Origin of the sequence: Variovorax paradoxus (assembly GCA_016806145.1) — a bacterium.
Lineage (GTDB): Bacteria > Pseudomonadota > Gammaproteobacteria > Burkholderiales > Burkholderiaceae_C > Variovorax.
In genome coordinates, this window is record CP063167.1 from 2,424,054 (window position 1) to 2,446,218 (window position 22,165).

The following is a 22,165-nucleotide window of genomic DNA, read 5'->3' on the forward strand; positions in this document are numbered from 1 at the left end:
CGGCGCGGCGCTCAGAACGAGAAGCCGGCCTCGTTGCGACGCAGGTCGGCGTCCACCATCATCTGGCAGAGCTGCTCGAGCGTGGTGGTGGGCTCCCATCCCAGGTGCTCCCTGGCCTTGGCGGGGTCGCCGATCAGCAGGTCGACCTCGGCGGGACGGTGGAAGCGCGGGTTCACGCGCAGCACCGTCCGGCCCGTCGCCGTGTCGACGGCGGTTTCCGCCTCGTCCGCGCCCCTGAATTCCACCTCGATCCCCGCGCCCCGGAACGCCAGGCGGACGAAGTCGCGCACGGTCACGGTGCGGTTCGTCGCCAGCACGTAGGTATCGGGCTCGCTGGTCTGCAGCATGCGCCACATGCCTTCCACGTACTCCTGCGCGAAGCCCCAATCGCGCTGCGCGTTGAGGTTGCCGAGCTCCAGCACGTCGAGCTTGCCGAGCTTGATCCGGGCCACGGCGTCGGTGATCTTGCGCGTCACGAACTCGCGCCCGCGCAGCGGACTCTCGTGGTTGAACAGGATGCCGCAGCTGCCGAAGATGCCGTAGCTCTCGCGGTAGTTGACGGTCATCCAGTGCGCATAGAGCTTGGCCACGCCGTAGGGGCTGCGCGGATAGAACGGCGTGCTCTCGACCTGGGGCACGGCCTGCACCTTGCCGAACATCTCGGAGGTCGATGCCTGGTAGAAGCGGATCCGCCGGTCGATGAGCCTTATCGCCTCGAGCAGGTGCAGCGCCCCGATGCCGGTGATGTGCGCCGTGGCCACGGGCTGGTTGAAGCTGACGCCGACGAAGCTCTGGGCCGCGAGGTTGTAGATCTCGTCGGGCTGCGTCTGCTGGACCAGGCTGAGCGAGCTTCCCTGGTCGGTGAGGTCGTACTCGACCAGATGCAGATCGGGATGGTCCTGGATGCCGAGTTCCTGGATGCGCCAGAAATTGACCGAGCTGGTGCGGCGGTAGGTGCCGTGCACCACATAGCCCTTGGCCAGCAGCAGTTGCGCCAGATAGGCGCCGTCCTGGCCACTGATGCCCGTGACGATCGCGATCTTCTTCTTCATCACGGTTCCTTGGTTGAGGTGGATGCAGCGTACAGGAGTTCCACCCTCGCGGTTGGCAACTTGGGCCTTTCGACTACGTACCCTACAACCCGAGGGTCGCGCGCCGACGGCGCCCCTGCCTACATTTAAAGCAAGCAGAAAGTACTCCATTCGTGGATTCCGCGATAACCTGGGACACCCAGGTCGCTTCGACAAAAGGGGAGTCATTCATGTCCGACGAATCAACGTCCATCCGCAAGAGCTTCGCCGAGTCCAACGGCGGTCAGGTCTATCGCCTCCGGCCGCGCGAGGCCGGCGGGGCCTGTCGACCGGGCGAGCCGCAGTGGCCGCATTTCATGACCGGGCAGGACGATGCCCCGGTGCGCGTGCTGCTGGTGGACGGCGACGAGGGCATGCGCCGCGTCATCGCGCAGGAGCTGCTGTCGGACCTGCGCATCCGGCTCCAGGGCCAGGCCGGCAGCGCGCGCGACGCGCGGCGCCTGCTCGCGTCGGAAGAGTTCGACGTGCTGATGCTCGACCTGCGCCTGGCCGACGGCTCGGGCTTCGAGCTGATCCGGGATGCGCGCAAGCAGCAGAGCCACTGCGAGATCATCGTGGTCTCCGCCCTCGAGGACGACGCCCACGTGCTGCGCGCCTTCGAGGTCGGCGCCACCGGCTACCTGCTGAAGAACGCATGGCAACAGAGCTTCGCGCAGGCCGTGCTGCAGGTGGTGAACGGCGGCGCGGCCATCACGCCCAGGCTGTCGCGACGGCTCCTGGCACGCATGGGCCAGCATTCGGTCGAGCGGCCCACGCCCGATGCCCATCCGCTGGACATCGTGCTGACGACGCGGGAGCGCGAGGTGCTCGACTGCGTGGCACGCGGCCAGGCGACGCGCACGGTGAGCGAGGCGCTCGGCATCTCGATGCAGACCGTCAATGCCCACATGAAGAACATCTACAAGAAGCTCAACGTGCATTCGCGCGCGCAGGCCGTGAGCCGCGCGACCCTGACCGGGCTGCTGTGAGCCGGGCGCCGGCGGTTCAGGCGCCCGAGCGCCTGCCGATCCGCACCACCGCCTTCGCGGGCAGCGCCCGCCAGTCGATCCAGTCGCCCTCCCCCGCATGGTGGGTGGCGGCGGCGGCGCCTTGCGGCGCGCCCCATTGCAGCGTGAATTCGCGCTCCCCGAGCCGCAGTTCGATCTCGAAGGCCGGCCAGTGCGCCGGCACGCGCGGCGCGAGCGACAGCGCGTCGCCCTTCACCGAGAGGCCCAGCAGGGTCTCGACCGCCGCGCGGTGCAGCCACGCGGCCGAGCCCGTGTACCAGCTCCAGCCGCCGCGTCCCACGTAGGGCGCGGCGCCGTAGATGTCGCCGGCCATCACGTAGGGCTCGAGCTCGTAGGCCGGCCCGCGCCGCGGATCGCTGGCGCGATGGGCCGGGCTCAGGCCCTCGAAGCTCGCCCAGGCCGCTTCGCGGTCGCCCAGCAGCGCCTGCGCCATCATTCCCCACACGGCGCCGTGCGCGTACTGTCCGCCGTTCTCGCGCACGCCCGGCGGGTAGGCCTGGATGTAGCCCGGGTTGTTGGCCGACTGCACGAAGGGCGGCGCCAGCAGGCGCAGCAGCCCGGCCGTGTCGTCGTGCAGATGCGCCTTCGCGGCGGCCATCGCGGCCTGGGTATGGCCCTCGTCCGACGCGCCCGACAGCACCGACCAGGCCTGCGCGATCAGGTCGATGCGGCACTCGTCGTTGGCGGCCGAGCCCAGCGGCGCGCCGTTGTCGAAGAAGGCGCGGCGGAACCAGGCGCCGTCCCAGCCCGCGTCGTGCAGCGCGGCGATCCAGCCTTCGCGCGCGCGCAGCCAGCGCGCGCCGCGTTCGGTCTCGCCGCGCGCCTGCGCGATCGGCGCATAGCGCTCGACCACGCTGCAGAGGAACCACGCGAGCCAGACCGATTCGCCGCGGCCCTCGTGGCCGACGCGGTTCATGCCGTCGTTCCAGTCGCCCGTGCCCATCAGCGGCAGGCCATGCGCGCCGATCGCGAGGCTGCGGTCGATGGCCAGCGCGCCGTGTTCGTAGAGGCTGGCGACGCGGCCGGCATGCTGCGGCGTGTAGTAGGCGTCCTCGGCGCCGGCCCGGATCGCCGCGCCCTCGATGAAGCCCACGCTCTCGTCGAACAGCGTGCCGTCGCCGGTCACCTGCGCATAGTGCGCGGCCGCGAACGGCAGCCACAGCAGGTCGTCGGCGAAATGCGTGCGCACGCCGGCGCCGCCGGGCATGTGCCACCAGTGCTGCACGTCGCCCTCGGGAAACTGCCGCGCCGCGTTGACCAGGATCTGCGCGCGCAGCCGCTGCGGGTCGGTGAGCGCGAAGGCCATCGCGTCCTGCAGCTGGTCGCGGAAGCCGAAGGCGCCGCCGGCCTGGTAGAAGCCGGCCTTCGACCACAGCCGGCAGGCCAGGGTCTGGTAGACCAGCCAGCGATTGACCATCGCGTCGAACAGCGGATCGGGCGTGCGCACCCGCAGCCGGCCCAGCAGCTCGTCCCAGAAGCCGTCGACCTGCGCGAGCGCGGCCGGCACGTCGCGTTCGCGCCAGCGCCGCGCGAGCGCGATGGCGGCCTCGGCGCTGTCGGCATGGCCCAGCACGAAGGTGAAGCTCGCGCCCTCGCCCGCGGCCAGCCTGAATTCGCCGTCGACGGCCGCGCACGCATCGAGCCCGCTGCCGCCGCGGCCCCCGAGGCTGTCGGGCACCTCGACGATGCCGCGGCCACGGAAGAATTCGTTGCGGTCGCAGGTCCACTGGGTGGCGCCCGGCAGGCCCGCGAGCATCAGGAAGGCGGTGCCGCCGCCGAAGCCGCCGCTCGATTCACGCTGTTCGCCGAACACGGCCGCCAGATCGTCCTGCTTCCAGGTCCGCACGCTGCGGCGCTCGCCGCGCGCCGCGCCCAGCTGCCACTCGGCCATCGCGAGCGCGCGCAGCCGGCGCGTGCCGCCGCCGTCGTTGCGCAGCTGCACATGCACCAGCTTCACGGCATCGTCGCGGTCGGCCAGGAAGGTGGTGCTCAGCGACAGCCCGCCCACTCGGCATTCGAAGACCGTGTAGCCCTGGCCATGGCGAACGCGGTGCAGCAGATCGTCGGGGGCGCCCACGCTGGCGCCGCGCCCCGCCGGCGTGAGCGGCAGCAGTTCGCGCGACGCCAGGTCCTGCAGCAGGTAGTGCTCGAAGGCCGGGTCCTGCACCGGGTCGTTCGACCACGGCGTGAGCTGGTGCATGCGGCTGTTGCCGGCCCAGGTGAAGCCGTTGCCCCACTCGGAGACCTGGAAGCCGAAGCCCGCGTTGGCGATCACGTTGATCCATGGCCGCGGCGTGCGGCGCGCGAGGCCGACCTCGAAGCGGAACTCGCCGCTCGCGGCATCGAACTCGCCCGCGACGGTCTCGGATGGCAGGCTCGGCGCGGCCCCGCTTGCCAGCGGCACCGCCGGCGGCAGCACGGCCTCGGGCGCCCACGGCCCCATGCCGCGCGCCTCGCGCAGCGCGGCCACCTGCACGTCGAGCGCGCGCCCGTCGGCGGTGAACACCACGCGCGCCATGCTCGACAGCGCCGCGCGCTCGGCGGCCGACACCTCCTGCTCGTGCAGCAGGTAGAAGCCGGCCGTGTCGTTGCGCGGAAAGCTGTTGCGCGTCTGTTGCAGCACGCGCTGGCGCAAGGTCTCGATCTCGCGCTGCAGCGACAGCAGGTAGGAAGCGGGCTCGCCGTTGATCACCACCAGGTCGCAGGCCACGCCGCCGAAGCCCCACCACGGCTGCGCGCGCAGCAGCGCGTTGACCAGGCCCATGCCGCTCATCGAGTGGATCAGCACCAGCACGATCGGCTTGTCGCCCGAGATGCCGAAGCGCCAGATCTGCCGCAGGTCGAACAGGCCGCGCTCGCCCATCGGGCGCGGCGTGGTGTAGGTGAGGATGGTGGTGAGGTCCTGCAGCGCCACGTTCTGCGCGGGCGTGATCGTCAGGTCGCGCAGCCGCACCTGCGCCAGCGTGGCGGCCATGCGCTTCGTGCGCTCCACGTGCATCGGCTCGAGGTAGCGGTCGATGGTGGGCATCAGCGCCTCGATGCTGTCGTCGGCCGCGGTGGCGAAGCCCAGCCGCGCGGTGGCGCCCGGCGCGATCGACAGCCGCACGCGCAGGCAGGCGATGGGATCGAGGCCGTTCACGGGCGCGCCGGCGGCATCGAGCGGCTGCATGTCGATCGCCGGCGCCGCTAGCGTGCGGTTGCGGCCGACGAAGGCGCGCCGATCGGTCATGCAGTCGATGGCGATCACGTGCGCATCGACCGAGGCCACGAAATGCACCGCCGCCACCGCCGGATCGCCCTGCAGCCGCGGCCGGCGCGACATCAGCAGCGCGCGCAGGTCCGGGCGCCAGCGCGACTCGACGAACAGGTTGGCGAAGGCCGGATGGGCCTCGTCGGCCTTCGGATTCGAGAGCACCGGCTCGAAGTACGAGAACAGCTCGAGCGTGCGCGTGCGCTCGCCGGTGTTGTGCAGGCTGATGCTGCGCAGTTCGGTGTCGTCCTCGGGGCTGATCAGCACCGTGGTGCGCACCTGCAGGCCCGGTCCGCTGGCATCGAACTGCACCTGGTCGGCGAGGAAGCGGGTGCGGTACTCCCAGTCGATGCCGGGCGCGGGCAATGCGGTCAGCGAAACCGGCGTGTCGCGCGCGTCGTCGCGCAGGTAGAAGAAGGTGCCGTAGCCGTCGCGCAGCGGGTCGTCGCGCCAGCGCGTGACGTTGAACGAACGCCAGCGGCTCACGCCCGCGCCGCTGGCGCGCAGCGCCACCGTGTAGCGGCCGTTCGACAGCAGGTGCGTGGGCTGCGGGCCCGGCGCCAGCGGATCGACCAGCCGCGGCTGGAACATCGGCGGCAGCTCGCCGCGGCTGGGCTCGGGCGGCGAGCGCGGGTCGGCGCTGCCGATGATCTGGCGCGGCGTGCGCTCGTGCAGCAGCGAGAGATGCGCCTCCACCACGGCCGCGCTGCCGAACCAGCGGCGCGGCGCGTCGTCGCGCAGCACGTTGCACAGCGCCACCAGGGTCATGCCCTGGTGGTGCGCCATGAAGTTGCGCACGACCGTGAAGTCCTGCCCTTCGTGCTGGCGCGAGGCGGTGAAGTCGACCGCGTCGTGGAAGCCGTAGGCGCCGCGCGCCCCCAGCGATTCGAGCAGCCGCAGGTTGTCGACCGCCGCTGCCGGCGCGAGCACCCCGGCCAGCGCGCTCGCATAGGGCGCCACCACGCGGTCGGTGGGCGGCGTGCGGCGCAGCGCGAGGCGCGGCACGCCGAAGGGCGCGTACTGGTAGGCCAGCGAATGGTCGCGCCCGTGATAGGCCGACTCCGACACGCCCCAGGGCAGCTGCTGCGTGCGCGCGAAGGCCCGGTGCTCGGCGATGGCGGCGGCATTGGCCACCTGCAGCAGGCCGTCGTCGGGTTCGGGCATCACCAGCGAGGGCATCAGGTACTCGAACATCGAGCCCGACCACGACTTGAGGCCGGGCCGGGAGCCCACCAGCAGGAAGGGCCGGCCCAGCGCCATCCAGTGGCGCCGCGGCACGTCGGCCTTGGCGATCGCGAGGAAGCTCAGCAGCCGCGACTCCGAGGCCATCAGGTCGTAGTAGCTGGCGTCGAGCACGTCGTCGTCCACGCGCAGCCCGATGTGGAACAGGTGCCGCTTGGGGTCGTAGAGCCCGCGGAAGTCCATGCCGTCGCACAGCGCCTCGCAGCGCCTGGCGAGCGCCTCGAGCGCCTCGCCGTTGGGCGCGCCGGCCGCGTCCTGCGCCGCGAAGGCGCGGCAGGCCTGCGCCACCGCGATCAGGTGGCCGGCGAGGTTGCCGCTGTCCACGCTCGAGACGTAGGCCGGCGCCAGCCGCTCGAGCGTGCGCGTGTCGTACCAGTTGCACAGGTGGCCCTGGTGCTTGTGCAGCCGGTCGACGCTCGCGAGCGTGGCCGAAAGCCGCGCCACCAGCTCGGTGCTGCCGATCCAGCCGAACTCGCGCGCGCATGCGGCCGCCAGCAGGTACATGCCGATATTGGTCGGCGAGGTGCGGTGCGCCAGCGCGGGCTCGGGATCGGTCTGCAGGTTGTCGGGCGGCAGGTGGTTGTCCTGCGCGCCCACCACGTGCTCGAAGAAGCGCCAGGTGTCGCGCGCCAGCGCCTCGAGGTAGTCGCGCTGGCCGGTGTCGAGCGCGTCGGGACGCCCGGTCTCGACGCGGCTGCCCCACCAGGCCGCGACCGGCGCCAGCGCCCACAGCACGAACAGCAGCGGCGCCAGCACCGGCCAGTCGCTGCGGTACGCGGCCACGGCCAGCAGCAGGCAGGCCAGGCCGACCGCGCCGCCGCCGCGCACGAACACGGCCAGACGCTGGCTCGACTGCGCCTGCGATTGCGCGGCGGTGGTCCATTGCAGCAGGCCGCGCCGGCTCACCAGCAGCCGCCACAGCGCGCGCGCCATCGCATCGAGCAGCATGCGCGCCTGCGCGGCGAGCTGCACGAACTGCCAGGCCGCGCCGGCCAGGGCGCGCAGCAGCTCGACCGCGCCGACGTCGAAGAAATGGCGCAGCTCGATCGCGCGCCGCGTCGGCACCAGCCCGGCCAGCGCGCCGAGCACCGGGCCGATGGTCAGCCCCGCGGCCACGGCCAGCAAGGTCCAGCCCAGCGGCAGCGCATGCGTGAACACCACCAGCACCAGCAGCGCGAACGAGGCCGGCACCACCAGCGAGCGGCGCAGGTTGTCACCCATCTTCCAGAGGCCCACGGCATCGATGCCGTAGTGGCCGGCGCGCCGCATCAGCGGCAGCAGCTGCCAGTCGCCGCGCACCCAGCGGTGCACGCGCGAGGCGAACACGCCCGCGTGGTGCGGGAAGTCCTCCACCAGCACGATGTCGTTGACCACCGCGCAGCGCGCCATCGATCCTTCGAGCAGGTCGTGGCTCAGCACCGCGCCGTCGGGCAGGCGGCGATCGAGCACCGCGTGCACGGCGCGCACGTTGAGCAGGCCCTTGCCGGTGAACGAACCGCTGCCGAACACGTCCTGGTACACGTCGGAGGCGCCGTTGCTGTAGGGATCGAGCCCGCAGGCGCCCGCGAAGATCCAGCGGAACATCGAGCGCTCCTCGCGCGGGCCGAAGGGCGTGACGATGCGCGGCTGCAGGATGCCGTAGCCGCCGACCACGCGGCGGCGCGCGGCATCGACGCGCGGCGCATTGAGCGGATGCGCGGCGACCGCGACCAGCTCGCGCAGCGCGCCGGGCGGCAACACGGTGTCGCTGTCGAGCGTGAGCACGTAGGGCGTGCGGCCGGTCGCGAAGCTGCCGGGCGCCAGCGGCAGGAAGCCGTCGGCCTCGCCCTGCGCCAGCAGGCGCAGCAGCATCTCGAGCTTGCCGCGCTTGCGCTCCCAGCCGATCCAGCGCCGCTCGGTGTCGCTCCAGCTGCGCGGGCGGTGCAGCAGCACGAAGCGCGGCAACGCGCCCTCGGCCGCGGGATGGCGCGCGTTGAGCGCCGCGATGCGCGCGAGCGCGTCCTCGAGCAGCGGTGCATCGCCGGGCAGCGTCGCGAGCGGCGCGTCGGCCCAGTCGGTCAACAGCGCGAACTGGGCCTGTTCCTCGCGGTTGGCGAGCCAGTGCAGCTCGAGCCGGTGCGCGAGCTGCGCGTTGCCCTCGGCCGAGACCAGCATCGCCGGCACGGCCACCAGCACCCGGTGGCGCGCGGGAATGCCGGCCGCGAAATCGAGCCGCGGCAGCGGCTGCACGCGCACCGACTCCGCGACGATGCGCTGCACCAGCGCGGTCACGGCCTCCGACAGCGGCCAGGCGAGCAGCGCGAGCGCCAGCACCGACAGCCAGCCGCCGCGATGCGGCAATCCGTGCGCGACGGCCAGCAGCAGCAGGCCGGTGAACAGCACGACGGCGAAGGCATAGAGCGGCAGCCGCCACGAGCGCGTGCCGTGCCGCGCGGCGCGGCGCGCGCGCTGGCCCGCGGCCTCCGGGTTCGGGCGCAGCAGCGCGTCGAGCGCGGGCAGGCCCTGGCCGAACAGGTAGTAACCGGCGGTCTCGTCCGCCGGGTCGACATCGGGCTCGCGCGTATCGATGCCGTCGTGCGCGGCCGCGATGGCGAGTCGCACCACCGCCTGCGCCACCTCGCGCTCGGAGCGCCGGCTCTGGCGCGCCACCTGCTCCATCGCGTGCGTGATCTGCTGGCGCGTGGACTCGCTCTCGGCCGCGAAGCTCGGCAGCTCGCGCAGCACGCGCAGCGAACGGCTCACGGGTTCGATCAGGTCGTTCCACTCCACCTGCCCGACCATGCGCAGCGTGGTGATGATGTTGCCGACGGTCAGGTTGGCGGCCACCTGCGCGTCCTGCGCATCGCGGATCAGCGCCGCGCCGTTCGGGCAATGCTGCTCGGTCCAGCGCACCAGCGCGGGCATGTTCTCGCCATGCTCGCCCGGCAGGCGCTGCCACAGCTGCGTGAGGTAGCTGTGCTGCAGGCCGTGGCTGTGCAGCGCGCGGAACAGCACGTCGAGCTCGGCCGCGTCGAGCCGCGCGGCCGCGTCCCAGGCCGCATGCGCGATCTCGCCCGCCACCTTGTGCTCGGCGATGCTCTCGGCCACGCGGCGCAGGTTCTCGAGCAGCACCACGCGCAAGGTGGTGGGCAGCGCCCAGAGTTCGCCGAGCGTGAGCTCGTCGACGTCCTGGTAGGCCTCGAGGAAGGCGGTGAACAGCGCCGGGTTGAGCACGCTGTCGGTGTGGGCCACGTAGGCCCAGGCGATGCCGTAGACGCGCGGCAGGCCGGCCAGCGGCGCGCGCGCGAGCTTGGGCAGGCGCGCGTAATAGCTGCGCGGCACGCCGTCCTGGATCTGCTGCAGCTGCGCCTCGACCAGGTGGAAGTTGTCGAGCAGCCATTCCGCGGCCGGCGACACGTAGCGCCCGCTCTGCGAGATCAGCGCGATGTAGTCGAAGGCGCCGCGCAGCGACTCGAGGTTCTCGTGCACGCGCGGGAAGAACGGCGCGCGCTCGCGCGCGTGGCGAGGCCGGTCGTCGTCCTCCACCAGCGCCTGCGCGCGCGCGAGGCTGCGCCCGTGCTGCTCGAAACGCTGCGCACCGAACAGCTCCGCGCGGATCGGCGGTGCCACCGGATCGTGCGGGTCGAGCAGCAGCTTGCGCGCATAGGCGCTCAGTCCGTCGAGCCTGTGGACGATGGCCGCGGCGCTCAAGCCGCGAGGAACAGGCCGATGCCGAGCACCACGGCGGCGCAAGCCAGGGTGACGATGCGGCCGGCCGCGAGCGCGTGCAGCTGCTGCAGGCGGCCGCGCAGCGAGGACCAGCGTCCGTGCGCGCGCGCGCAGTGGCGCATGTGGGAGGCGAGGGAGTCGACGTCGCTGCCGATGAGGTCGGCGTGCGAATGGGGGGACGAGAGGGGGGCGGACATGGCTACGGCTCCTTGTGACGGATCAAGAGCTGCCGCGCGATCGCGATAACTGTGAACGTCTGCCGACCGTACTCTCTTTCCGGCCCCCGCGCTCACTTATTCGGCCTGCGCGCGAGAAAGGCCTGTTGGCCTACAAGGCCCCGCACGGCTGCGCGGCCGCGAGGCGCGAGAAAGTCGAGCGCTGTCGCTCGAACAGGCGTAGCGTGGGCCGACTGCCTGGCTGCGGTCGCCCGAACCGGGCGCGCCGCTCGACGCCATGGCTCGCAACGAAAGCGCTCCCATGAAAAAGCCCTTCCCCGCCCTTCCCCCCGCCCTGGCCCCGCCGGTCATCGTGCCCTCGGTCCCCGAGATGGGGTCGCTGCGCACCGCACTGATCCTCGCCGGCGTCCTCTACGCCGCCGTGCTGCTCGTGCTCTGGGCAATCGATGCGTCCTTCTAGGCATCGAAGCGCGGCCGCGGCGAACGCCTCGAAGGCTCTGCATGACACAGCGGTCGCGTCCTCTTCTCACATTGCGCGGGTCGCGATCGCGGCCCGCGGGAACTAGCGCCATGTCCGACACCCCTTTCTTCCACGACGCCTCGAACGCGGTCCGCTTCCTCGTGACGGTCGACGGCCGCAGCGTGGACGCCAGCATCGGCAAGACGACCCTGCACTACCACTTCCGCACCGGCGACAACGCCGATCCGCTCGAGACCTACGCATCGCATGCCGAGGAGATCGATGCCGCCGTGCGGCGCCGGCTGGCGCAGGGATCGACGCCGCCCGTGATGCTGCGGGAGCACGATCTGCGAACCACGGGTTAGCGGCGCGCGCCTTCCGGCGATCGGGCGGTGCCGCCCGGGGGAATCAGTTCGCCCGCGACAGTTGATCCAGGATCGCCGGGTTCTCGAGCGTCGACGTGTCCTGCGTGATCGCCTCGCCCTTGGCGATGCTGCGCAGCAGCCGCCGCATGATCTTCCCGCTGCGCGTCTTCGGCAGGTTGTCGCCGAAGCGGATGTCCTTGGGCTTGGCGATCGGCCCGATCTCCTTGGCCACCCAGTTGCGCAACTCGGTGGCGATCTGCCTGGCCTCCTCGCCGGTCGGCCGCGCGCGCTTGAGCACCACGAAGGCGCACACCGCCTCGCCCGTCACGTCGTCGGGACGCCCCACCACCGCGGCCTCGGCCACGAGGTCGGTCCTGGACACCAGCGCCGATTCGATCTCCATCGTGCCCAGCCGGTGGCCCGAGACGTTGAGCACGTCGTCGATGCGGCCCGTGATGCGGAAGTAGCCGCGGTCGGCGCCGGACCCGGAGGGTCCGCCAGCGGACCGTACCGCACCGTCGCCCGCCAGGTAGATCGTCCCGCCCATCTCCTCGGGGAAATAGCTCTTCTTGAAGCGCTCGGGATCGTTCCAGATCGTGCGGATCATCGAGGGCCAGGGCCGCTTGATCACCAGCATGCCGCCCGCGCCGTTGGGCAGGTCCTTGCCGGTCTCGTCCACGATCGCGGCCATGATGCCCGGCAGCGGCAGGGTGCACGAACCCGGCACCAGCGGCGTGGCGCCCGGCAGCGGCGTGATCACGTGGCCGCCGGTCTCGGTCTGCCAGAAGGTGTCGACGATCGGGCAGCGCTCGCCGCCGATATTGCGGTGGTACCACATCCACGCTTCGGGATTGATCGGCTCGCCGACCGAACCGAGGATGCGCAGGCTCGTGAGGTCCCAGTTCTTCGGATGCACCTTCTCGTCGCCCTCGGCCGCCTTGATCAGCGAGCGGATCGCGGTGGGCGCGGTGTAGAACACGCTGACCTTGTGCTTCTCGATCATCTGCCAGAAGCGCCCCGCGTGCGGGAAGGTCGGGATGCCTTCGAACACCACCTGCGTGGCGCCGGCCGCGAGCGGGCCGTAGGCGACGTAGGTGTGGCCGGTGATCCAGCCGATGTCGGCGGTGCACCAGAACACGTCCTCGGGACGGATGTCGAAGGTCCAGTCCATCGTCATCTTGGCCCACAGCAGGTAGCCGCCGGTGGCGTGCTGCACGCCCTTGGGCTTGCCGGTGGAGCCCGAGGTGTAGAGGATGAACAGCGGGTGCTCGGCATTCACCGGCTCGGGCGCGCACTCGGTGCTCTGGCCCTTGAGCGCTTCGGCGAAGGTCTTGTCGCGACCTTCGACGCGATTCCAGGCCGAGGGCGTGCGCTCGTAGACGAACACGGTCTTGATCGACTCGCAGCCGCCGAGCGCGATGCCGTCGTCGACGATGGCCTTGAGCGGCAGTTCCTTGCCGCCGCGCAGCTGGAAGTTGGCCGTGATGACCGCGACCGCGCCGGCGTCGATGATGCGTTCCTGCAGCGCCTTGGCCGAGAAGCCGCCGAACACCACGCTGTGGGTGGCGCCGATGCGCGCGCAGGCCTGCATCGCGATCACGCCCTCGACCGTCATCGGCATGTAGACGATGACCCGGTCGCCCTTCTGGATGCCGGAGGCTTTCAGCGCATTGGCGAACTGGCTCACGCGTGCGAGCAGTTCCTTGTAGGTGACCTGGGTGACGGTGCCGTCGTCGGCCTCGAAGACGATAGCGGTCTTGTTCTCGACCGGCGTGCCGATGTGGCGGTCGAGGCAGTTGGCGCTGGCATTGAGCTCGCCGTCGCCGAACCATTGGTAGAACGGCGCGTTCGATTCGTCGAGGATCCTGCTGAAGGGCTTCGTCCACTGCAGGTGGGTCGTGGCCTGGCGGCTCCAGAAGCCTTCGAAGTCCTGTTCCGCTTCCTTGCACAGGGCCTCGTAGGCGGCCATGCCGGAAATGCGTGCGCCTTGCGTGGCGCGGGCATCGGGCGGGAACACGCGGTTCTCAACCAGGACGGATTCGATGTTCTTCGAGGGATGGCTCATGGGGTCGGGTTCGAAAAGGAAATGGACGGATGCGGCGCTCAACCGGCGCTCGGCAGGATCAGCGGCAGCACCAGGTGCCGGCCGGCCAGCCCGATGGCGCCGGCGACGGCGATGCACAGCATGGCCGTGCACAGCTTCGTGGTGAGGCTGCGCTCGCGCGTGCGCAGCACGAAGGACATGCTGAAGGCGATGCTCGTGAGCGAGGCCAGCACCGCGCCCGTGCCCGCCGTGGTGGCCAACAGGCTGCCCTGCGACGCGAGCGCGGCGGCCGCGGCCACGGCGCTCGCGCTCGACATCAGGCCGCCGACCACGCTCACGAAGTAGAAGCCCGCATCGCCGAACTGCCGCTGCGTGAGCCCGCCGACGATGTGCAGCACCAGGAACACCACGCCGTACTTGAGCGCCAGCGGCAGCGAGAACGGCAGGTCGAGCTTGATCTCGGGCACGTCGGGCACGGGGCCGCGCGTGGCGCGCCGGTAGCTCCACAGCACCAGCACCGCGCTCGCGAGCATCATCAGCGCGAAGGCGCCCGAGGCACCGAGCAGCGCCAGCGGCGCCAGGATCAGCAGCAGCCCGGCATTACGCACCACCATCGCGGTGGTCGCCAGCAGGATGCCGCGGTAGGCCGTGCCCACGTAGGCGCCGCGCGTGGCGACCACGCGCGAGGCCATCTCGATCACCGTGAAGTTGCTGTTCACCAGCCCGCCGAGAAAGCCCGAGAGCTCGGTGCCGCGCGTGCCGTAGAGCTTCCAGAGGATGTAGTTCACGAAGCCGATGCCCGCGATCAGGATCACGGTGACCCAGGCGGCGCGCGGCTCCACCAGGTGCCACGGGCCCACGGCCCCGGCCGGCAGCGCCGGATAGATCACGATCGCGAGGATGGCCAGCAGCAGCGCCGAGCGCATCTCGCTCTCGGTCAGTCCGGCCGAGAAGCCGGCCAGCCGTTCCTTCCACGCCAGCAGCGCGGTGGCCAGCACCATCACGGCCGCGGGCGAGATGGTGTGGCCCTGGCCGCACAGCACGCCGGCCAGGCAGGTCACGAGCATGGCGGCCGAAGTCGTGAGTTCGGCGCCCTGCCCGGCGCGCAGCGTCTGCACGTTGAGCAGCACCGCGAGCACGCCGACCAGCGCCAGGCACAGCAGCGCCACCGGCATGCCGAGCAGGCCGCCGAGCGCGCCCAGCAGGCAGATGAAGCCGAAGGTGCGCAGGCCTGCTTCCTTGCCGCGGCGCTCGCGCTCCAGCCCGATCAGCAGGCCGAGCGCCAGGCTCAGCGCCAGCCGCACCAGGATCTCGAGGTAGGGCCACTCGGCCCCGGTGGTCATGGGGATGGTCTTGTCGGGCATGGGTCAGACCGCCCGCGGACCCGGCACGCAGTCGTCGACCGCGAAGCGCGCCAGCGTCGAGATGCCGCTGTCGGGCTGCGCCACGTCGTCGAGCACGCGCAGCGAGGTGAGCCAGCGCCCGGGCGTCACGTCGGCCACCGCATAGCCGCGCTTGTCGGAACGCGCGAGCAGGATGTGCGGGTTGTTGTCGGCGATCTCCTGCGCGCGGCTCTGCGCCGTGCCGCTGGCCGAGGCGATCGAGGTGCCGCAGAACTCGCTCGCGATGACCGGCGACTGCGGCCGCGAGAAGTCGGCCAGCACGCGGCTCACGTAATTCTGGTGGATGTCGCCGCCGAGGAAGACGGTGTTGCGCGCGCCCGCGCCCTGCACCGCGTCGAGCACGCGCTGGCGGCTCGCGGGATAGCCGTCCCAGGTGCTCGGGTGGTAGCTCTCGGCCGGCAGCGGCTTGTAGTTGCGCTGCGCGAAGATGGTCTGCTGCGCCACCACGCTCCAGCGTTCGCCCAGCGCGGCGTCCTGCGCCAGGCCCTGCTCGAGCCAGCGCTCCTGGTCGCTGCCGAGGATCGAGCGCGCGGGGTCGCGCAGCTCGGGGCAACCGGTGGGCGTCACCGAGCTCGGCGATTCCGCGCCGGGCACGCGGCAGGGCTGGCGGTCGCGGTACTGGCGCGTGTCGAGCAGGTGGAAGCGCAGCAGCCGGCCCCAGGCATGCCGCTCGTGGATGCGCAGGCCGTCGAGCGTGCCGAGCCCGCCGAGGCCCTGCGTGAGCACCGAGGCGCGCAGCGGCATGTTCTCGTAGAAGGGCTGGTAGCCGGCGCCGCGCCGCGCGAGGAAGTCGCCCGCCGCGCCGGTGCCTTCGAGGCCCGCGTAGTCGTTCTGCACCTCGTGGTCGTCCCAGGTCACGAGCCACGGGCAGGCGCGGTGCGCGGCCTGCAGCTGAACGTCGGTCTTGTAGAGCGCGTAGCGGTCGCGGAAGTCGGCGAGCGTCTTCGCGGCCGGCAGCGTGTGCGTGCGCACCAGCTGGTAGCTCGGCGGCTTCTTCGGCATCGCGTATTCGTAGACGTAGTCGCCGAGAAACACGATCAGGTCGAGGTTCTCGTCGAGCATGTGGCGGTAGCCCGCGTAGTGGCCCTGCTCCCAGCGCTGGCACGAGACGAAGGCGAAGCGCGTGCGCCCGGGCATGGCGTGCAAGGCCGGCGCGGTGCGCGTGCGCGCCGTCTGCGTGACCGCGTCGCCGTGCATGAAGCGATAGAAGTACCAGCGATCCGGCCGCAGGCCCGACACCTCCACGTGCACCGCGTGCCCGAGCTCGGCCAGCGCGTTCGCCTGGCCCGCGCGCACGATGCGGCGGAAGGCCTCGTCCTCGGCCACCTCCCAGCGCACCGTCAGCGCGGCGGGCAGCGGCAGGCGCGGCGTGTCGAAGGGCACGGTGCCGGGCACCGGGCCGTCGAGCAGCCGGGTCCACAGCACGAAGCCGTCGGGGGTCGGCGACCCGCTGGCGACGCCGAGCGGGAACAGGTCGCGCTGGGCCAGCGTGTTCGACCAGCTCCAGCGCGGCAGGGAGCTGGCGGCCGCGGCGGCCGAGGCCAGGCGGATGAGATCGCGACGGTGCATGCTTGTCTCCAATCGTGGATTGTGGGGGTGGTTGCGCGGGGCGGGCGCGCTCAGAACGCGTGGCGGATGCCGAAGTTCTGGCCGCTGGCCGCGTGGTCGGCGAGGCCCGCGACGTCGCCGCCGACGGTCAGCGCGGCGCCGCGCCGGTTGCGCACATGGGCAACGGTCGCATAGAGCGCGGTGCGCTTCGACAGGTGGTGCACGTAGCCCAGCGCGATCTTGCTGGCGCGCGAGCGGTCGCCCGGGTAGCGGAACGCCACCTGTCCATAGCTCGCGCGGATCTCGCCGGGGCCGACCGGCACCGTCACGCCGACGGTCGCGCCTTCGAAGCGCTTGGCGCCCAGCGGCATCTGCACGCGGTCCTGCGCGTACAGCGCCTCGACCGATGCCACGCCGAAGTCGTAGGCGATGCCGATGCTGGCCGAGCGGATGTCGCGCGGGCGCGTGGTCGGCGCCTTCGGCCCGCCCAGGGTCCGGCTGTAGGCCGCGCCCACACGGAACGCGCCCTGCCGGTAGCCGAGGCGCCCGCCGAGGTAGCGCTCCGCGTCGCCGCCGTCGACCGCCTCGGGCAGGCCGTACTGGAACTGGCCCGAGAAGCCGCCGAGGTCGCGCGGCAGGAAGTAGCCGACCGAGTTGCTCACGCGCACGTGCGAGCTCTGCCCCGCGTTGGCGCTGCCGTAGAGGATGGCGCGGCCGCGGTAGACGATGCTCTCGCCGACGCCGCTGGTGACCCAGGGCCCCGAGAAGTCCGACTGGATCAGGTAGGTCGGCGTGTAGTCGCGGCCCAGCCGCAGCTCGCCCCAGGGGCCGGCCAGGCTCACGGTCGAGCGCCGCGCGAGGTCGAAGGACGTCGGGTTGTCGACGGCGAGCGAGCCCTCGAGCCAGAAGCCCGCGCTCAGGCCGCCGCCGAGGTCCTCCTGGCCGCGAAAACCCAGGCGGCTGCTCGCGAGCCCGTCGGAGGCCAGCGCGGTCTGGCTGCCCTTGCCGTGCACGCGGTAGTGGGCGACGCCGGTGTCGATCAGCCCGAACAAGGTGACGCTCGACTGGGCATGGCAGGCGCCGATGGCGAGCATGGCGCCGCCGGCGATGACGGGGGTGAATCTTCTTTGTCTCTTCATCTTTTTCTTCGAGTGGTGGGGGTGACCCGGGGATGGCGACGCGCAGGCAGGCCCCTCACGCGCATGCGTGACGAATCCATCCGGCGTCGGGGGAACGAAAGACGCGGCGCGTCTACTGCAATGCGCGTCCCTGCATGCCGTCCGCTGCCACGCCGAGGTGGCGCAGCACGGTCGGCGCGATGTCGATCAGCGACGCGGGTTGGCGTCGCTCGCCGGGACGCAGCCCTCCCCCTCTCAGGCAGAGAAAGGGATGCTGTTCGTGCTCGCCCAGTCCGCCGTGCTGTGCGCAGCCGACGGGCGATGAATCGCTGAACGGGCTCAGCAGCGAGACGCTGCGGCCCGGCACGCCATGGGGATTGGCGCGCGCGTCATGGCGCAGCGCGAGCGCCAGGCCGAGCGGGCCTTCCGTCGGCAGGCCGATCTCTGCCAGGGCCTGGCCGGCGAACACGCGTCCCGTGAAGTCCTGGTCCTGCAGCCACCGCACGACGGCCGGGATGGCGTCGCGCGCCTCGTCGGCGAAGTACAGCAGCGCGGCATTGCCGTTGGGCGCCATCACCACCTCCTGCGATTCGCGCGACTGCTTCCAGCCGGCCTCGACCAGCAGCGCGTCGAGGTCGATCTTGCGCTCCACCGTCTCCATGCCGTGGTCGGAACAGGCGACCAGCAGGATCTCGTCGCCGGCCGGATCGAGCGCCTCCACGGTGCGCCGCACCTGGTCGACGCAGGCATCGGCGTGGGCGATCATCGCCAGGTGCTCGCTCGAGCCGAGCGGCACGCCGTGCGCCGTGTGGTCGGGCTCCGAGAGCCACAGCACGGCCAGCGCGGGCGCGCGTTCGCGCAGCACCTCGCGGCAGAAGCGATCGGTCATCGCCCGGTCGCCCGCGGCGCCCACTTCGATGGCCAGCCCGTCCGCCAATGCGGCACCGCCCGGCCCGCGCGAGCCTGCACGGTGGTAGACATGGCCGAAGCCGTCGGGGTCCTGCAGGTAGGCCGCGCCCGGCGACACGTTCGACATGACGATCGCGCCGCCCTGCAGCGCCAGTCGCTCGGCCCAGGTCGGGCGCCGCAGGGTGCGGCCCGTGGCGCGGCGCAGGCGTTCGAGGAAGTCGGGCTTGCCCACCGACAGCCGCACCAGCGCGCCCTGCTCGCGCAGCACCATGGTGTTGCCCAGCAGGCCGTGGGCGGCCGGCAGGCAGCCGGTGGCCATCGAGGCCGAGCTGGTGCGCGTGGTCGAGGGAAAGACGCCGCGCGCCGAAACGAAGTCGGCACCCTGCGCGCGCAGCGCCGCGAGCGCGGGAGCCACGTCGGGCGTGACCAGGTCCGCGCACAGGCTGTCGCAGACCACCACGACGGCGCGCCGCCGGCTGCTCATTTCGAAGCGTCCCGGGGCGCCGGGAGCGTGGACTTGTCGAGGTAGTCGTGGAAGTGGACCGTGACCTGGTCCGCCGCGAGGAACACCACCGCATAGGCCGGCGGCTCGTGGCTCTTGGGCACCGGCGAGATGGTGTGCAGGTCGAACGGCACCTGGTGGTTGAGGCCGCGCAGGGTCGAGAACGGGATGCCGCGCCAGCTGCCGCAGACCGGCCGGTGCACGTGGCCGAAGAACAGGTGGCGCAGGTTGCGCCGGCCCGCCACCAGCCGCGCGAAGGGCTCGGGGTTCGCAAGGCCGATGCGGTCGAGGCACGGAATGCCGATGTCGAACGGCGGGTGGTGCATGAACAGGTAGGCTGGCCGCTCGCCGAGCCGGTCGAGCTCGGCCGCGAGCCAGGCCAGCCGCTGCTCGCAATAGAGGCCGCCGTTGCGGCCCTCGTCGAGCGTGTCGAGCAGCAGGAAGCTCGCGTCGGCCAGGTCGAAGCGGCCCTGCACGAAGCCGTTGCCGTCGCTCGGCCCGCCCGGGCATTGCGCCGCCAGCAGCGCGCGGATGTCGTGGTTGCCCACGAGCGGGAAGCACGGCATGGGCAGCCGCGCGAGCTGGGTGCGCAGCGCCGCGTAGGCGGCGCTCTCGCCGCGGTGCGCAAGGTCGCCCGTGATCACGCAGCAGGCCGCGTCGCGGTGGTGCTCGAGGATGTCGTCGATGCAGGCGGCGAGCCGCGCGTACGGGTCCAGGCCGTGCAGGATCTCGCCGGGCGCGACGAGGTGGGGATCGGTGATGTGGATGAACTTGGTCATGCGGCAAGGGTTTCGGGTGAGGCGGTCACGGAATGCAGGGCGGTGGCCTGCAGCAGCAGGCGCGTGTAGTCGTCGGCCGGGGCGTCGAAGACCTGGCGCGTGGCGCCGGCCTCGCGGACCTCGCCATGGCGCAGCACCACGACGCGGTCGGCCATGCGCCGGACCACGCCGAGGTCGTGGCTGATGAACAGGTAGGCCGTGCCGGTCTTGCGCTGCAGCTCGAGCAGCAGCTCCAGCACCTGGGCCTGCACCGACACGTCGAGCGCCGAGGTGATCTCGTCGCAGACGATCAGGTCGGGCTCGGCGGCGAAGGCGCGCGCAATGGCGACGCGCTGCTGCTGCCCGCCCGAGAGTTGGCGCGGGTAGCACTCGAGCAGCGCCGGATCGAGGTGCATCGCCCGCATCAGCGCCTGCGCGCGCTCGCGCAGCGCCGGGCCGCGCAACCCGGTGAACAGGGTCAGCGGCCGCTCGAGGATGGCGGCGATGCGCTGGCGCGGATTGAGCGAGGACAGCGGGTCCTGGAACACGATCTGCACCCGCCGCCGCAGCGTCGGCGAGCGGTCGGTGGCCTTCGCGGCCAGCGGCTGGCCGTCGAAGTGCAGCGAGCCGCCCGAGGGCGCCATCAACCCCGCGACCAGCGAGGCCGCGGTGGACTTCCCGCTGCCCGATTCGCCGACCAGGCCCAAGGTCTCGCCGCGACCGATCGCGAACGACAGGCCGGCCAGCGCGGGCCGCGGCGTGGCTGGCGGCGGCTGGAACCAGGCGCGGCGGCGCGACGGGTACGAGAACGCGAGGTCCTTCGCCACCAGCAGCGCGCCCTGCGCCTGTTGTTGCTGCGGTTCGCGCGCCGGCGGCTCGGCATCGACGCGCGGAATGGCCGCGATCAGCTGCCGCGTATAGACATGCGCGGGCGCGCCGAAGATGCGCGCGGCTGGCCCCTGCTCGACGATGCGGCCCTGGTGCATCACGATCACCTGGTCGCACATGCGCGAGATCACGCCGAGGTCGTGGCTCACGTAGATCAGCGAGGTGCCGAAGCGCTCGCGCAGGGTGCGCACCAGCTCGAGCACCTGGACCTCGGTGGTCTTGTCGAGCGCGGTGGTCGGCTCGTCGAGCACCAGCACGCCGGGGTCGCCGGCCAGCGCGGCGGCGATCACCACGCGCTGGCGCTGGCCGCCCGAGAGCTCGTGCGGAAAGCGCGCGCAGATGCCCTTCGGATCGGGCAGGTTGGTGGCTTCGAACAGCTCGAGCGTGCGCGCCCGCGCCTCGGCGGTGCCGCAGCCGCGCAGGTGGCGCACGGCCTCGTCGACCTGGTCGCCGATGCGCATGTGCGGCGTCAGCGAGCTCAGCGGGTTCTGCGGCACGAAGGCGATGTGCCGGCCGCGCAGCCGGCGCCGCGCCGGTTCGTCCAGGCGCAGGATGTCCTCGCCCGCGATGCGCACCGCCCCCGCGGTGATCACGCCGCCGGGCCGGCAATGGCCCAGCAGCGCGCGCGCCACGGTCGACTTGCCCGAGCCGCTCTCGCCGACGATGCCCAGGCTGCTGCCGGCCTCGACCGTGAACTCGACGCCGCGTACCGCGCCGACGATCTCTCCGTCGGCGCGCCGGTAGCCGATGCCCAGGCCCTGGACCTCGAGCCGTCCGCCGATGCGGCGCGCCGCCTGCTGGCGCCGTGCCAGCGCGTTGGATTCGGGATGCTTCATCGTTGCCTGTTCCTTCATGCCGCGTCCTGGCCGCGCGTGGCGTCCAGTCCCAGGGCCCGTGCCAGCGCCTCGGCGCCGAAGTTGAGTCCCACCACCAGCGTGGAGATGAAGACCGCCGGCGCCAGCACCAGCCAGGGTGCGAACGCGAGCTGGCTCACGCCCTCGGCGACCATCAGCCCCCAGTCGGGCGTGGGCGGCGAGATGCCCATGCCCAGGAAGGACAGCGAGCTCAAGAGCAGGATCGCGTGCGACATGCGGATCGCGAACTCGACGTAGACCACGTCGAGCGTGTTGGGCAGCAGCTCGCGCAGGATGATCGACACCGTGCCCTCGCCGCGCAGCTGCGCGGCCTTCACGTAACCGAGTTGCACCTGCGTCAGCGCCTGGGCCCGCACGATGCGGATCACGCCCGGGAAATACACCATCCCGATGAGCACGATCAGCACCGGCAGCGATTCGCCGAAGCCGACCGCGAACAGCGCGACGAACAGGATGCCCGGCAGCGCCAGCTTGAGGTCGACGATGCGCATCATCACGTCGTCGAACAGCCCGCCGAGGTAGGCGGCCGTCACGCCGAGAATGCTGCCGACACTGACCGCGACGACCACGCCCGTGAAGGCGGCCAGCAGCGCCGTGCGTCCGCCCCACAGCAGGCGCGACAGGTAGTCGCGGCCCAGCACGTCGGTGCCGAGCCAGAACTCGGCGCTCGGCGGCTCGGCGCGGCCGCCGTTGAGCGACATCGGGTCGTAGGGCGCGATCCAGGGCGCGGCCAGCGCGATGGCCAGGTGCAGCACGACGATGCCGATGCCGAACAGGGCCACGGGCCGCAGCAGCGCGTGGTGGTTGATCTTGAACATCAT

At 71.8% G+C, this 22,165-nt stretch carries 14 protein-coding genes; 3 read left to right on the top strand and 11 right to left on the bottom strand.

The annotated features are described in order from the left end of the window. Positions 1–11: 11 nt before the first annotated feature. On the bottom strand, positions 12–1,052 hold the full coding sequence (gene gmd, locus INQ48_42345; GenBank protein ID QRF61997.1) for a GDP-mannose 4,6-dehydratase: 1,041 nt from the start codon (positions 1,050–1,052) through the stop codon (positions 12–14). 209 nt (positions 1,053–1,261) lie between these two features. On the opposite strand from gmd, the gene INQ48_42350 reads away from it, so the two are divergent. Beyond that, complete coding sequence (locus INQ48_42350) at positions 1,262–2,059, top strand: response regulator transcription factor (GenBank protein QRF61998.1); 798 nt, start codon at positions 1,262–1,264, stop codon at positions 2,057–2,059. Positions 2,060–2,075: 16 nt separating this feature from the next. Here the strand turns inward: INQ48_42350 and INQ48_42355 are convergent, their stop codons facing one another. Both INQ48_42355 and INQ48_42360 read right to left on the bottom strand, forming a co-directional pair. Next, a complete protein-coding gene (locus tag INQ48_42355; GenBank protein ID QRF61999.1) occupies positions 2,076–10,280 on the bottom strand; it encodes a hypothetical protein in 8,205 nt (2,734 codons plus the stop codon). Continuing rightward, entirely contained in the window at positions 10,277–10,495 is a 219-nt protein-coding gene (locus tag INQ48_42360) for a hypothetical protein (protein QRF62000.1), read from the bottom strand. Before INQ48_42360 ends, INQ48_42355 begins: the two co-directional genes overlap by 4 nt. A gap of 280 nt (positions 10,496–10,775) precedes the next feature. Between INQ48_42360 and INQ48_42365 the strand changes: the two genes are divergently transcribed. Together INQ48_42365 and INQ48_42370 are read left to right on the top strand one after the other, a co-directional pair. Beyond that, positions 10,776–10,934: a hypothetical protein gene (locus tag INQ48_42365; protein ID QRF62001.1), complete on the top strand. Its 159-nt coding sequence runs from the start codon at positions 10,776–10,778 to the stop codon at positions 10,932–10,934. A gap of 110 nt (positions 10,935–11,044) precedes the next feature. After that, positions 11,045–11,299, top strand: coding sequence for a DUF1488 family protein (locus INQ48_42370; protein QRF62002.1), 255 nt, complete (start codon positions 11,045–11,047; stop codon positions 11,297–11,299). 43 nt (positions 11,300–11,342) lie between these two features. Here the strand turns inward: INQ48_42370 and acs are convergent, their stop codons facing one another. From acs to INQ48_42410, 8 genes are all read right to left on the bottom strand, one after another. Then, positions 11,343–13,364: an acetate--CoA ligase gene (gene acs, locus INQ48_42375; GenBank protein ID QRF62003.1), complete on the bottom strand. Its 2,022-nt coding sequence runs from the start codon at positions 13,362–13,364 to the stop codon at positions 11,343–11,345. Positions 13,365–13,402: 38 nt separating this feature from the next. Continuing rightward, positions 13,403–14,707, bottom strand: a complete 1,305-nt coding sequence (locus tag INQ48_42380; protein ID QRF62004.1) for an MgtC/SapB family protein — start codon at positions 14,705–14,707, stop codon at positions 13,403–13,405. Positions 14,708–14,710: 3 nt separating this feature from the next. Then, complete coding sequence (locus tag INQ48_42385) at positions 14,711–16,315, bottom strand: alkaline phosphatase D family protein (protein QRF62005.1); 1,605 nt, start codon at positions 16,313–16,315, stop codon at positions 14,711–14,713. 50 nt (positions 16,316–16,365) lie between these two features. Beyond that, entirely contained in the window at positions 16,366–17,388 is a 1,023-nt protein-coding gene (locus INQ48_42390; protein ID QRF63202.1) for a porin, read from the bottom strand. A gap of 157 nt (positions 17,389–17,545) precedes the next feature. Next, positions 17,546–18,805, bottom strand: coding sequence for an alkaline phosphatase family protein (locus INQ48_42395; protein ID QRF62006.1), 1,260 nt, complete (start codon positions 18,803–18,805; stop codon positions 17,546–17,548). Further along, on the bottom strand, positions 18,802–19,602 hold the full coding sequence (locus INQ48_42400; protein QRF62007.1) for a phosphodiesterase: 801 nt from the start codon (positions 19,600–19,602) through the stop codon (positions 18,802–18,804). The genes INQ48_42395 and INQ48_42400 overlap by 4 nt, the downstream gene beginning before the upstream one ends. Next, positions 19,599–21,305, bottom strand: a complete 1,707-nt coding sequence (locus INQ48_42405; protein QRF62008.1) for an ABC transporter ATP-binding protein — start codon at positions 21,303–21,305, stop codon at positions 19,599–19,601. The genes INQ48_42400 and INQ48_42405 overlap by 4 nt, the downstream gene beginning before the upstream one ends. Before the next feature lie 14 nt (positions 21,306–21,319). Beyond that, positions 21,320–22,165, bottom strand: a complete 846-nt coding sequence (locus tag INQ48_42410) for an ABC transporter permease (GenBank protein QRF62009.1) — start codon at positions 22,163–22,165, stop codon at positions 21,320–21,322.